Below are 13227 nucleotides of genomic sequence, written 5' to 3'. Positions count from 1 at the left end.
CGGTTTCCTTCCCGGTTGGTTGCGGCCCGCCCCGGCGATGCCGGGGGCGCACGCTTTGTTCCTGCGCAAGATCGTTAGCCGAGCCCCGCCACCGGCGCAACAATGACGCCGCGCGCCGAGAGAAACGGAATGGCGGAAATGTGTCTCGTCATTCCGATCCAACGCGCTGCGTAAGCCAGTTCCGTGCAAAGAGCGGGCTGATCAGTCTTCAGGCAGAGACAACAAGGCGAACCTGTTCGGGGCGGTTCTCTCTCGCCCGCACCAGATATGCCCAAGCGCCGACGATCATGATTATCGAGACATATCCGTCGATCGCATAGTGGTAACCTGAATATACCGACAGGAACATGATAGCCGCCAGGAAAAGAATTCCCGGCAGAACCAGAACCTTGTTGCGCTCGAACAGATACAGCGCCGTCACGGTGGCTACGCCCACATGGACACTGGGAAATGCCGAAATGCCCGACCCGAACGCCAGATTCCCCGTCACATAGCTGTCCCACAGATAGTATTGCGTCATGCCGATGAGCGAGGATGTCATGCCGGTGTCCTCTAGTGCCGCGGCAAGATGGCCGAAACGATCGGTTCCATAGGCGGAATCATAAAAGACCGGACCAACGGAGGATCCCGCCAACGCAAGCAAATTGCCAAGGCCGATCCAGCACAGCACATACAATGACAAGAACCGACCAATGCGTCGCTCGTCCGTGTCAGTCAGTGCAATTGTCAGGGGAAGAGCTACGGCCGGAATGGTCCAAACGTGCAGGTACACCGGTACGAACCTGGTCATGTCGATCCCGGCAGCCCACCGATGCGCCAACTGCCAAGCCGACTCGCCACCATGCAGCCATTCATCCACGCTTGCCAAGATTGGATCCGCGTAGAAGGGAACAATTGACGGGATAAGCGTTTTCGTCATCGAGAAGGCTGTCTGGAACAGAATGGCGCCGGCAATTGCAAAGGCAGCATTCGTTAGCCGATAGGATAGGTCGCCACGACGCAAAAAAATCAGGAACATGAGGCCGAGGGGCGCAAGTCGGATACTACTTGCCAACATGATGGACCCGTACTGCTCGGTTTTGGCCGCAGCAAGTGCAAGCGTTTCCATGCTAGGGCTGCGGAGCCACATGATCAATGCGGAAGCAACGACACAATACGCAACAACAAAGACGAAGAACTTTCTGAATGACATTTTTTTAGAGCTCTGTTCCCATCTGACCGGCAGACCGATCCCTCACATGACTGACCCTCCGGCTCGGACTGCCCGACCGGCTATTGACCTCTGCGCCCAACCCGGATTTACACGAACTGAACGTAAAAAGACGGCAATTTTGGGGCCAATCTGGCAGGACAAGATGGAAAAGATACCGATGACCCGCGCGGGCTATGCCGCGCTTGACGAAGAGCTCAGGACCCTCAAGACGGTCGATCGCCCCGCCGTCATCAAGGCAATTGCCGAGGCGCGCGAACATGGCGATCTGTCGGAGAATGCGGAATACCACGCCGCGCGCGAACGTCAGAGTTTCATCGAGGGCCGAATCAAGGAGCTTGAATCGATCCTTTCGCGCGCCGATGTGATTGATCCGGCCAAGCTTTCGGGGTCGATCAAGTTCGGCGCCACCGTGACGCTGATCGACGAAGACACCGAGGAAGAGCGCACCTACCAGATCGTGGGCGAGGCCGAAGCCGATATCGAACGCGGCCTTCTGAACATCCGCTCTCCGCTTGCGCGGGCCCTGATCGGCAAGGACGAAGGCGACAGCGTCGAAGTCCGTACGCCGGGAGGCGAGAAAAGCTACGAGATCGTGAAGGTCGAGTATCTCTGACCCCGTGCCACGGGAGGCCGAAATGGCCGAGAAACCAAGGGCATCGCAACCAGGCCCGGCCCATCGGGTTGATTTGGCTCTGAACGCGCGCCCGCCATCGGCGCGCAGGCGGGGCGCGGCGGAACTCATCGCCGCGGCGCTCAGCCTGCTGTGGCTTGTGATGTCGGGCGGTTTCCTGTGGGTGTCGGGTGGGCAATGGCCCACCAGCGGCACGCTGGTCATGGTCATCGTGACGATCGTCGTGCCGATTGTCCTGATCTGGACCGCGGCGCTGACCTTGCGGACCGCGCGTGAGATGCGCGACGAAGCCGCGCGGCTTCAGGCGGCGCTGGATGCCATGCGTCATGCCTGGCTGGAGCAGATGCAGACGCACTCGCTGCGCCCGGTCCCGGGGCGAAGCATGCAGGGTTCACCCAGTTCGCCGTCAGCGCCCGCCAAGCCCAGAGTCTCTGGGCAGGCACCGATGCCCCCGAAATCCGCCGCTTCGCCGGCGGCCAGCCAGGCGGCCCCCGAGGGTCACCAGAAAAGCCTGGCGCTGAGGGGGCCAGACGCCCCGGCCGCGCCGATTGCCCTGGACGACTTCATTGTGGCGCTCAATTTTCCCGAAAGCGGGGACGATGCCGAAGGCTTTCGCGCGCTGCGCCGGGCCTTGGACGATCCGCGCGCGGCGCGCCTGATTCGTGCCGCGCACGACGTCCTGACGCTTCTCAGTCAGGATGGCCTCTATATGGACGACATGCGGGCTGATCCCGCGCGGCCGGAATTGTGGCGCCGCTTCGCCAATGGAGAACGGGGCCGGTCGGTCGCCGATCTTGGCGGGATTCGCGACAAGGAGCTTCTGGAAAAGGTTTCGGCGCGCCTGCGCAAGGACGCGATCTTTCGCGACGTGGCGCATCATTTCCTGCGCCAGTTCGATCAGGCGCTAGGCGAGCTTGAGCCCAGAGCCAGCGACCGGGACCTGATCACCCTGTCGCAAACGCGCACGGCCCGGGCCTTCATGCTGATCGCGCGCGCGATCGGAACCTTCGACTAGCTTCCGCCCGCGCCCGCCGCGGCCAGTTCGGCTGCCTGTGACTTCTGGACCAGCAGTACCCCGTGGTTGTTGTCCGGGTCGCCATCCTCGTAAGTGCGGGTCTGCACGCCCGGCAGTTCCGAGAACGCCTTGCGCAAGGTGTTGGGGAAGAACGTTCGCGGGATCGATTCGAATCCCGGCAGCCCGCTCAGGACGTCGCTGACCGAACGGCCGCAGAAGGCCTTGGGCGCCGCGCCATAGCTTTCCGCGCGACGCAGGGCAGCCTCGGCGACTTCGGGGCTGACATAGACCTTCTGTTCGACCACGTCGTAGGTCTCGCGCGCGTGGTAATCGATATAGAATTTGCGCATCTGTTCGGTGATGCCATAATGCAGGTCATTGCGTTCAGGCACCCATGGGTGGTGCCAGGTGCCCGCCGGGTCGAACAGAACCCGTTGGCTGGCATCGATCATCAGGCCCGAATGCGCGCCTTCGCCGCCGCGCTTGCGCACGACGGTGTAAAGCGTGATCGAAGGGGGCTCGCCCGAGACATAGCGCGCGCGCTGGACGGCTTCATCCGGTGCCCAGACCGGCTCGGCCCCGCACGCCGCCAGCGCAAGAGGCAAGACAAGGGCGACCCAGAGTCGCTTCAGAACAGACACGTCCGGCGGCCGATCAGGCGTTGGTCAGGGCAAGGAAAACCAGCACGACGATCACCGCCACCGCCCCCCAGGTCAGAAAGCGGATGAATCCGTGGAAGGTCTTTTCGTGTTCGCGGATGTCCATGTTTCCGTGGCTGTGCTCGGCCATCTGATCTGCTCCTTCAAAGAGTTTCGTGATCGCATATCGCATTCCGCCCCTTCTGTCACGCCCCGGACAGCCCCCAGGCGGAACCGTGGTCAAGGCGCAAGATGGGGACGAAAGGCGTCGATCACCTGTTCATAGACGTGACGCTTGAAGGGGACGATCGAATCCAGAAGCTCGCCCGCCGTCAGCCAGCGCCATTGCGAAAACTCCGGATGCTCTGTCGCAATGTTGATCTGGTCGTCCCGGCCCAGATAGCGGAACAGGAACCAGCGTTGCTTCTGCCCGCGATAGCGCCCGCCCCAGACCTTTCCAACCAGATCCGGCGGCAGGTCATATGTCAGCCAGCCGCGCGTCCGGTCGACATATTTCACCAGATCTTCGGTGATGCCGGTTTCCTCGCGCAACTCGCGCAGCGCGGCGCGGCGGGGCTTTTCATCTGCGTCGATACCGCCCTGAGGCATCTGCCAGGCGGGAGTGTCGCTGTCGATCCGTTGACCGGCAAAGATCCGGCCATCCCCGTTGATCAGCACGACGCCAACGCAGGGGCGATAGGGCAGCCGCGCCGGATCGACCGGCGCGGTCTTCGTTACGCTCATTGTGCACCCGCGATTGCTGCCAGACCGCGCAGGACATCGACCGCATAGGCCAGCTGGTAATCCTCCTTGCGCAGCTGGGCGGCTTCCTCGGCCTTCTTCAGCTCTTCTTCGCGCATGCGCTGTTCGTCCTCGGTCAGCGTGTCGTTCGAGATCGCGCCGCGCAGATCAGCCTCCGAACGACCCCGGCGGGCATTGCTCGTGGCATCGTCCTCCTCGGTCTCGGGCGCCCGCGGGGGCTGTTCGACGATGATGTCGGGCGCGATGCCAAGGGCCTGGATCGACCGGCCCGAAGGCGTGTAATAGCGCGCTGTGGTCAGGCGCATCGCGCCCGCTCCGCGCAGCGGGATCACCGTCTGGACCGAACCCTTGCCAAAGGACCGGGTACCCACGACCAGCGCGCGGCGATGATCCTGCAGCGCGCCCGTGACGATCTCGGAGGCCGAGGCCGAGCCGCCGTTGATCAGCACGACCATGGGCTTGCCTTCGGCGATGTCGCCCGGCGTGGCGTTGAAACGCTCGCTGTCCTGCGGGTTGCGGCCACGGGTCGAGACGATCTCGCCCTTCTCGAGGAAGGCATCCGATACCTTGATCGCCTGGGTCAGCAGGCCGCCGGGATTGTTGCGCAGGTCAAGGACGATGCCCTTGACCTTGTCCATGCCGCCGGCTTCCTCGACCGCCTTGTTCAGGGCATCGACCATGTTGTCATAGGTATTGTCGTTGAAGGTGGTCACGCGCAGGACGACCGTGTCACCGCCCACCAGCCGGCCGCGCGCGGCGGTCAGCTTGATGATGTCGCGCACGATCTTGACGTCAAAGGGTTCGGCAATGCCTTCCCGGACGATGGTGATCACGATTTCGGAACCGACCGGGCCGCGCATGCGGTCCACGGCCTCGTCCAGCGTCAGGCCCAGAAGGCTTTCGCCGTCGACATGGGTGATGTAATCGCCCGACTGGATGCCGGCCTCGGCAGCCGGGGTGCCGTCGATCGGCGAGACGACCTTGACCCAGCCATCCTCCTGCGTGACCTCGATCCCCAGGCCGCCGAACTCCCCGCGCGTCTGCACCTGCATGTCGTCGAACGCATCGGGCGGCAGATAGCTGGAATGGGGATCCAGCGAGGTCAACATGCCGTTGATCGCGGATTCGATCAGCTTGCCTTCGTCGACTTCCTCGACATAGTTCTTGCGAATGCGTTCGAAGATGTCGCCGAACAGGTCGAGCTGCTCATAGACCGAGGGCTTTTCGGCCTCCTGCGCCACAAGCGGCCCGGCGACCTGCGTCGACAGGACCAGCCCGGCGATTGCGCCGCCAAAGGCGGCCATCAGGAATTTCCTCATCGTTCACTCTTCCCTTGTCTCGGCGAACCACGCGGCGGGGTCGATCGGGGTGTCGCCCTGCCGCAGCTCAATGTAAAGCGTTTCCGTTGTCCAGACGCTAGCCGCTTTTGCACCCGCAGGCGACGCGGCGTCCTGTCCCGGCATGAAACCGACGGGCATCCCTGCCTCCAGAACATCCCCCACGCGGCCAAAGACCTGCCCCAGACCCGCCAGGATCAGAAGATAGCCCGGCGCGGGCTCGACGATCATCACGTTTTCGTAGTCCAGCAGCGGGCCGGCATAGCGCACCACCGCATCCCAGGGCAGCGTGACCAGCGCGCCGGGATCGGTTTCGACGACGATACCGGGGCGGACGACGCCCGCGGCATCGGCCTCGCCCGCGTGGCGCAGGATGCGGCCGCGCACGGGCATCGGCAGGGTTCCCCTGGCGCTTTCGAAATCCCCCATCGGCGCGCCGATATCCGTTTCCAGTTCGGCAATGCCATCGGCCAGCATCTCGAGGCTGTCGGCGCTGTTCACCAACGCGGTCAGTTCTTCGGGATCTTCCAGAAAACGCTCGGGCAGATCGGTCCGGTCCTGCACGGCCTGGGACAGCGACGCACGGGCGGCTTGAACCGCCTCCAATCCTCGCTGCAGGATGTCGGCCGTGTCCTGTTGCAAGATGCGCAGCCGTTTCAGCTCGTGCAGCCGCGCGGCGATCGTGCGGGCCTGATCGGCAAGCACTGGCGCGACCGACTCCATCATCAGACCCGCGCGTACCGTCGCAAGTGCGCCATCGGGATGAAGCAGCATCACGGGCTCGTCGTCGCGCTCCATCAACGCCATGGCCGCAACCACGCGTCCCAGTCGCCCGCGGCTGCCATCGAATTCCGCCAGAATCTGCCGTTCGCGCGCATGGGTGCGGCGCAACGCGTCGCGCAGGCCGGACAGGCCGGCCTCGTAGGCGCGGATCGTGCGCGTCAACGCCTGGATCCGGTCCTGCGCGCCCTGAGCCTGGTCCAGAGCAGCGATCGCCGCGCGCAGGTCTTCGGCCGCCTGTTCGGCTGTCAGGGCAGCTGGGTCCTGGGCGGCGGCCACCGGGGCGGCCATGACGGCCGCCAGGATCAGGGCGACAAGTCGCGCAATTCGCGTCATTGCCGTTCGATCAGCGACCGACCTGTCATTTCGGGCGGCAGATCCAGCCCCATCAGCTCCAGAACGGTGGGCGCCAGATCGGCCAGGCGCCCGTTTCGCAGGCGCGCGCCCGAAGGCCCCCCGACCAGGATGACCGGCACCGGATTGGTCGTGTGCGCCGTGTGCGGGCCGCCCGTCTCGGGGTCGATCATCACCTCGCAATTGCCGTGATCGGCCGTGACGATCATCGCTCCGCCAGCCTTCTCGAGCGCCTCCAACGCCAGGCCAAGCCCGGCATCCACCGTCTCGACCGCCTTGATCGCGGCCTCCAGCACGCCGGAATGGCCCACCATGTCGGGATTGGCATAGTTCACCACGATCAGGTCATATTCCTTGCCGATCGCCTCGACCAGCCTTTCGGTGACTTCGGGCGCCGACATTTCGGGCTGCAGATCATAGGTCGCAACCTTGGGCGAGGGTACCATGTGGCGATCCTCACCCTCTTCGGGCACTTCCTTGCCGCCATTCAGGAAGAAGGTGACATGGGGGTATTTCTCGGTCTCGGCCAGTCGGAACTGGCGCAGGCCGTGGCGTGCCACCCAGGCGCCCAGCGTGTTCACCACCGGCTTTTTCGGGTAGGCCGCCGCCATGAAGGCGTCATGCGTCTTCGAATAGTCCACCATGCCAAGAAGCACGGCCCAGTGCGGGCGCCTGCCGCGGTCGAAGGCGTCGAAATCGTCCTCGCCCACGGCAAGCAGGATCTCGCGCGCACGATCGGCCCGGAAATTCAGGCAGAAAAAGCCGTCGCCATCCCTTGCCCCGGCATAGTCGCCGATCACGGTGGGCAGGATGAATTCGTCGGTCTCGCCACGCTCATAGGCCTGTTGGACAGCCTTCTGAGCGGTTTCGGCCTTCAGCCCCTCGGCCTGCACCATGGCGCGATAGGCCTTTTCGATCCGATCCCAGCGGTTGTCGCGGTCCATGGCATAGTAACGGCCGCAGACGGTGCCGACGCGGGCGCCTTCGGGCAGGCGGTTGACGAGATCCTCGATGAACCGATCGGCGGATTTGGGTGGCACGTCGCGGCCATCGGTCACGGCATGGATGACGACCGGTACGCCGGCCTCGGCCACCATCCGCGCCGCGGCGATGACGTGGTCAATATGTCCGTGCACCCCGCCATCCGAGATCACGCCCATCAGGTGCGCGGTGCCGCCATCGGCCTTGAGTGTCTGTATGAAGGCAAGAATCTGTTCGTTGGAAAAAAAGCTGCCATCCTCGATCGCCAGGTCGATCTGCCCCAGATCCATCGCGACGATGCGGCCCGCGCCGATATTGGTGTGGCCGACCTCGGAATTGCCCATCTGCCCGGCCGGCAGGCCCACATCGCGGCCATGCGTGACAAGGCGCGCGTTCGGGCAGGTCTGCATGAGCCGGTCGAAATTCGGCGTGCGGGCCAGGGCCACGGCATTGCCATTCGTGTCGGGGTTCAGCCCCCAACCATCCAGGATGCAAAGGACAACGGGTTTTCGGCTGGTCATCGTGAGTGCCTTCGTGTTTGCCTGTCGTGGTTCTACGCCCGGCATGGCGATGGCACAACCGCCCTCAGGCGCGGTGATAGGGCGTGCCGGCAAGAATCGTCGCCGCGCGGTAAAGCTGTTCGCACAGCATGACCCGCGCCAGCATGTGCGGCCAGACCATCGGTCCGAACGAGATCGCCATATCGGCCTGTGCGCGCAATTCGGGAGACAGGCCGTCCGCGCCGCCGATCAGCAGCGCCAGATCCTGACGCCCGCCATCGCGCCAACGCGCCAGCTGGCCCGCCAGATCGGGGGAGGACAGCATCTGCCCACGTTCGTCCATCACCGCGACGACGGCGCCCGTCGGGATTGCGCGGCGCAGCAGCTCGACCTCGGCCTGCATGCCGCCGCCCTTGCGATCCTCGACTTCGTGAATGGAAACGGGGCCAAGCCCCAAGGCCCGCCCCGTGCGTTCGAAGCGCTTGATGTAATCGTCGATCAGAGCCTTTTCAGGCCCGCCCTTCAGGCGGCCGACGACGCACAGATGGATGCGCATCAGTTCCGGCGCGGAGTCGGCTCGCCCGATCTGGCGCCCGCGGGCATCCACATCTTTTCCAGCTGATAGAAGTCGCGCACTTCCGGCCGGAAGACATGAACGACGACTTCGCCCGCATCGATCAGAACCCAGTCGCCCTGTTCCTTGCCCTCGACCCGGCTGGACAGCCGGAACTCGGCCTTCAGCCGTTCGATCAGCTTTTCCGAAATGGATGCGACCTGGCGCGACGACCGTCCCGAGCAGATGACCATGTAATCCGCAATCGAGGAACGCCCGCGGAGATCGATCGTCACCACGTCTTCGGCCTTGTCGTCGTCAAGAGAGGAAAGAACCAGGGCGAGCAATTGATCGCTGGGGATGATGTCGGTGTCGGATTTCATCCGAGCCGACCCGCCGGCCGCCGAGCCGGCCAAATTCTCACCATGCAACAGGACATGACCCTCCGAATGATGCGCCGCCAAAGGGCCCCGGCGCTGGACCTGTGACAAATCTAGCATCGCGGTGCGCAAATCTCAATGTCGGGCGGGCCGATTTCATGCGCCGCCGGCGGAACTGTCCCCGCCCCGGCTGGAAGGATCGGGCTGGCCTGTCTGTTCGCGAGCAGGGCTGGGCATGGTCCCGCCGAGGATCTTGACCTCGCGCTGCGGGAACGGGATCGAAATGCCGTTTTCCTTGAACGTGTCCCACAGCGCCAGATAGACGTTGCCCTTGACGTTGGTCAGGCCCTCGACCGGATCGCGGATCCAGAAGCGCAGGATGTAATCGACCGATGAATCGCCGAAGCCGGTGATATGGCAAACCGCCGGGCGCGACTTCAGCACGCGATCGACGCTATGGGCGGCCTCGACCGCCAGCTTGCGCACCACGTGCGGGTCGTCGTGATAGGACGTGCCGAAATGCAGGTCGATGCGCACGAATTCGTTCGAATGCGACCAGTTGACGACCTGCCCGGTGATCAGATCCTCGTTCGGGATCAGGTATTCCTTGCCGTCGCGCGTGACGACCGAGACATAGCGCGCGCCAAGGCTGGCGATCCAGCCGAACGTGTCGCCCAGCGAGATCACATCGCCGGGCTTCACCGACTTGTCCATCAGGATGATGATGCCCGAGACGAGGTTCGACACGACCTTCTGCAGACCAAAGCCAAGGCCCACGCCGATGGCGCCCGAGAGAACCGCAAGACCGGTCAGGTCAAAGCCGACCGCCTTCAACCCGATGAAGAACGCCGCGGAATACAGCGACACCTGCAGGAACTTGACCGTCAGCACCCGCATCGACGGGCTGATGTCCTGGTTCGTCGATATTCTCTGGCTGGCCGTCTGGGCGATCAGGCGCGCGCCGTAGAACAACAGGCCCGTGACGATCACCGCCTTGATGATGGCCAGAAGCGTCAGGCGGAAATCGCCGAACTCGATCGCGATGCCGTCCAGCGCCTTGGCCGTTTCATCCAGCAGCCCAAGGTAATACAGCGTGGCATAGGCGGTCAGGCCCCAGATCACGATCTGGCGCAGGAAACGGTTGCGCACGACCTGTGCGGCGATCCGGATGAAGAACCATGCCGTCGCGATCGTTGCGGCCAGCACGATCAGGTAGCGCCGTGACGGAAAGGTATAGAGCTGCGCAAAGGTTCCCGCCGCAATCCACGCCAGAATCGCAAATATCGCCAGCCCCATCCGGTTCCGCAGGACAACCAGCCAGCGCAGCTGCCACTTGGGGCGGTTCTCAAGCCCGCGGATCCAGGCATCGACGCGCGGCCGGGCCCATGCCGCAAACAGCCAGGACAGCACGATGCACAGAACGATCACGCCCAGCTGCAGCGTCTGGGCCGGCTGGACCAGGACGCGCGCGTTGATCCTGATCCACGCGATCAGGCCTTCGAGCGACCGGGCCAGCGTGCCGAGATCACCGTTCATTCCATCCTCCACATGCGGCCTGTGGCGCAGATGCCGGCCGGACTGCGTATGTGGTCCGCCTTGCCCGGGCGAACGCGGTGCCTTTGATCTTGATGCCCTGCGCGCCTTGCGCGCGCAAGCATCTTGCGCGAAGGGCAATCTTGCGCGAAGGGCAATCGGCTTTGTGCCCGGCATTGCGGCTTGCCCGACTCGGGGGCAGGGTGTATCTGATCCCGCATGAAACCGATCTTCGACATGGATGACCGCGCGCGCCTGCCTTGGCGGTTCTTTGGCGCGACGCTGACGGTGCTGGCCCGACTTTGATCATCGGCCCGGCGACCCCGTGTCGCCCGCCTGTCCGCCAGGCTGCGCTTCAGGCGGCCATTGGCGGCACGCCCAACATGAAATCCAAGAATTCAGGAGAGGACCGATGTCCCCCAAGACGCTGTATGACAAGATCTGGGACGCCCATGTCGTGGACGAGGCCGAAGACGGCACCTGTCTGCTGTATATCGACCGCCATCTGGTGCACGAGGTTACCAGCCCTCAGGCATTCGAGGGTCTGCGCATGGCGGGCCGCAAGGTGCGCTGCCCGGAAAGAACGATCGCGGTTCCCGATCACAACGTGCCGACCACGGCCGACCGCGTGAACGGGATCGAGAATCCCGAAAGCCGGATCCAGGTCGAGGAACTGGATCGCAACGCGCGCGAATTCGGCATCAACTACTATCCGGTCAACGACATCCGTCAGGGCATCGTTCACATCGTCGGCCCCGAACAGGGCTGGACCCTGCCGGGCATGACGGTGGTCTGCGGCGACAGCCACACGGCGACCCATGGGGCCTTTGGCGCGCTGGCGCACGGCATCGGCACGTCCGAGGTCGAGCATGTCCTGGCCACTCAGACGCTGATCCAGAAAAAGTCGAAGAACATGAAGGTCGAGATCACGGGCAAGCTGGCGCCCGGCGTCACGGCCAAGGACATCACGCTGTCCATCATCGGCCATACCGGAACGGCGGGCGGCACCGGCCATGTCATCGAATATTGCGGCGAGGCGATCGAGAGCCTGTCGATGGAAGGCCGCATGACGGTGTGCAACATGGCCATCGAGGGCGGCGCGCGCGCCGGTCTGATCGCGCCGGACGAAAAGACCTTTGAATACATCAAGGGTCGTCCCCATGCGCCCAAGGGCGAGCAGTGGGAAGCTGCGCTGGAATGGTGGCGGACGCTGAAATCCGATCCCGATGCCCATTGGGACAAGATCGTGACGCTGCGCGCCGAGGATATCGCCCCCGTCGTGACCTGGGGCACCAGTCCCGAAGACGTACTGCCCATCACCGGCGAGGTGCCCGACCCCGAAAGCTTCTCGGGCGGCAAGGTCGCGGCGGCGCGGCGCTCGCTGGAATACATGGGGCTGAAGCCCGGAACCAAGCTGACCGACATCAAGATCGATGCCGTGTTCATCGGCTCATGCACGAATGGCCGTATCGAGGATCTGCGCGCCGCGGCCGAGATCCTGAAGGGGCGCAAGGTGGCGCCGGGCGTGCGCGCGATGGTCGTGCCCGGCTCGGGACTGGTGCGCAAGCAGGCCGAGGAAGAGGGGATCGCGCAGATCTTCATCGATGCCGGTTTCGAATGGCGCCTGGCCGGATGTTCGATGTGTCTGGGCATGAATCCCGACCAGCTTGCCCCGGGCGAGCGCTGTGCGGCCACGTCGAACCGCAATTTCGAGGGCCGCATGGGCCGTGGTGGACGCACGCATCTGATGAGCCCGGCAATGGCCGCCGCCGCCGCCGTGACCGGCCGTCTGACCGATGTGCGCGAGCTGATGTCGCAAACCGTCTGACGCATGGCGGCCCGCCTTGCAGGGCGGGCCTCTGGCCCAACGGGCTTTGAAAGGGAATGACCGAATGGAAAAGTTCACCAAGCTGACGGGGATCGCGGCGCCGATGCCGCTGGTCAATATCGACACCGACATGATCATCCCCAAGCAGTACCTGAAGACGATCAAGCGCACGGGCCTGGGCGTCCATCTCTTCGACGAGATGCGCTATAACCCCGATGGCAGCGAAAACCCCGATTTCGTTCTGAACAAGCCGGCCTACCGGAATGCCCAGATCCTGATCGCGGGCGACAATTTCGGCTGTGGCTCCTCGCGTGAACATGCGCCCTGGGCGCTGCTGGATTTCGGGATCCGCTGCATCGTCTCGACCAGCTTTGCCGACATCTTCTACAACAACTGCTTCAAGAACGGCATCCTGCCAATCGTGATGCCGCAAGAGGTCGTGGACGCGCTGATGGCCGATGCCGAAAAGGGCGAAAACGCGCGCATGACCGTCGATCTGGAGGCACAGACGGTGACCACTTCGGACGGACAGGTCTTCGAGTTCGAGATCGATCCGTTCCGCAAGCACTGTCTTCTGAACGGTCTGGACGATATCGGGCTGACGCTGAACAAGGTCGCGCGTATTGACGCCTATGAGCAGGAAATCGCGCGATCGCGTCCCTGGGTGTGATTGACGATCACGCCACAATTTTGCCATGAAATGACCGGGGCCCGCGGATTTG

The 13227-nt window shown here is 63.9% G+C and carries 14 protein-coding genes; 4 read left to right on the top strand and 10 right to left on the bottom strand.

The annotated features are described in order from the left end of the window. Positions 1 to 208 precede the first annotated feature (208 nt). Positions 209 to 1108 (bottom strand): phosphatase PAP2 family protein, encoded by a 900-nt coding sequence (locus tag LV82_RS01800; RefSeq protein ID WP_170063329.1) that lies wholly within the window; start codon positions 1106 to 1108, stop codon positions 209 to 211. 247 nt (positions 1109 to 1355) lie between these two features. Here LV82_RS01800 and greA point away from each other — a divergent pair, with 247 nt between their 5' ends. Further along, the gene (greA, locus tag LV82_RS01795) at positions 1356 to 1826 is read left to right on the top strand and encodes a transcription elongation factor GreA (protein WP_104068980.1); all 471 of its coding nucleotides are present in this window, start codon (positions 1356 to 1358) and stop codon (positions 1824 to 1826) included. Positions 1827 to 1848: 22 nt separating this feature from the next. Further along, entirely contained in the window at positions 1849 to 2859 is a 1011-nt protein-coding gene (locus LV82_RS01790; RefSeq protein WP_146065114.1) for a hypothetical protein, read from the top strand. On the opposite strand, the gene LV82_RS01785 is transcribed toward LV82_RS01790, so the two are convergent. The 9 genes from LV82_RS01785 to LV82_RS01745 all read right to left on the bottom strand — a co-directional run bounded on the left by LV82_RS01785 (position 2856) and on the right by LV82_RS01745 (position 10680). After that, complete coding sequence (locus tag LV82_RS01785; RefSeq protein ID WP_104069286.1) at positions 2856 to 3491, bottom strand: hypothetical protein; 636 nt, start codon at positions 3489 to 3491, stop codon at positions 2856 to 2858. The two genes, LV82_RS01790 and LV82_RS01785, sit on opposite strands and share 4 nt — an antisense overlap. Before the next feature lie 22 nt (positions 3492 to 3513). Continuing rightward, a complete protein-coding gene (locus LV82_RS01780) occupies positions 3514 to 3648 on the bottom strand; it encodes an aa3-type cytochrome c oxidase subunit IV (RefSeq protein ID WP_104069285.1) in 135 nt (44 codons plus the stop codon). 89 nt (positions 3649 to 3737) lie between these two features. After that, entirely contained in the window at positions 3738 to 4241 is a 504-nt protein-coding gene (locus tag LV82_RS01775) for an RNA pyrophosphohydrolase (protein WP_104068978.1), read from the bottom strand. After that, positions 4238 to 5578, bottom strand: coding sequence for a S41 family peptidase (locus LV82_RS01770; protein WP_104068977.1), 1341 nt, complete (start codon positions 5576 to 5578; stop codon positions 4238 to 4240). Before LV82_RS01770 ends, LV82_RS01775 begins: the two co-directional genes overlap by 4 nt. 3 nt (positions 5579 to 5581) lie before the next feature. Next, a complete protein-coding gene (locus LV82_RS01765) occupies positions 5582 to 6712 on the bottom strand; it encodes a murein hydrolase activator EnvC family protein (RefSeq protein WP_104068976.1) in 1131 nt (376 codons plus the stop codon). Then, on the bottom strand, positions 6709 to 8232 hold the full coding sequence (gene gpmI / locus LV82_RS01760; protein WP_104068975.1) for a 2,3-bisphosphoglycerate-independent phosphoglycerate mutase: 1524 nt from the start codon (positions 8230 to 8232) through the stop codon (positions 6709 to 6711). The genes LV82_RS01765 and gpmI overlap by 4 nt, the downstream gene beginning before the upstream one ends. Before the next feature lie 64 nt (positions 8233 to 8296). After that, positions 8297 to 8767 carry a 23S rRNA (pseudouridine(1915)-N(3))-methyltransferase RlmH gene (rlmH, locus tag LV82_RS01755; RefSeq protein ID WP_104068974.1) on the bottom strand — a complete coding sequence of 157 codons (471 nt, stop codon included), beginning with the start codon at positions 8765 to 8767 and terminating at the stop codon, positions 8297 to 8299. Further along, on the bottom strand, positions 8767 to 9147 hold the full coding sequence (gene rsfS / locus LV82_RS01750) for a ribosome silencing factor (RefSeq protein WP_245873031.1): 381 nt from the start codon (positions 9145 to 9147) through the stop codon (positions 8767 to 8769). The genes rlmH and rsfS overlap by 1 nt, the downstream gene beginning before the upstream one ends. Positions 9148 to 9300: 153 nt before the next feature. Then, positions 9301 to 10680 carry a mechanosensitive ion channel family protein gene (locus tag LV82_RS01745; protein WP_104068972.1) on the bottom strand — a complete coding sequence of 460 codons (1380 nt, stop codon included), beginning with the start codon at positions 10678 to 10680 and terminating at the stop codon, positions 9301 to 9303. Between the two features lie 409 nt (positions 10681 to 11089). Here LV82_RS01745 and leuC point away from each other — a divergent pair, with 409 nt between their 5' ends. Together leuC and leuD are read left to right on the top strand one after the other, a co-directional pair. Continuing rightward, entirely contained in the window at positions 11090 to 12505 is a 1416-nt protein-coding gene (gene leuC / locus LV82_RS01735) for a 3-isopropylmalate dehydratase large subunit (RefSeq protein ID WP_104068970.1), read from the top strand. Between the two features lie 64 nt (positions 12506 to 12569). Beyond that, complete coding sequence (gene leuD / locus LV82_RS01730) at positions 12570 to 13175, top strand: 3-isopropylmalate dehydratase small subunit (RefSeq protein WP_104068969.1); 606 nt, start codon at positions 12570 to 12572, stop codon at positions 13173 to 13175. Positions 13176 to 13227: the final 52 nt, after the last annotated feature.

Origin of the sequence: Albidovulum inexpectatum (assembly GCF_002927635.1) — a bacterium.
Taxonomy (GTDB): domain Bacteria; phylum Pseudomonadota; class Alphaproteobacteria; order Rhodobacterales; family Rhodobacteraceae; genus Albidovulum; species Albidovulum inexpectatum.
This window is presented reverse-complemented; position numbering and strand designations above follow the sequence as displayed.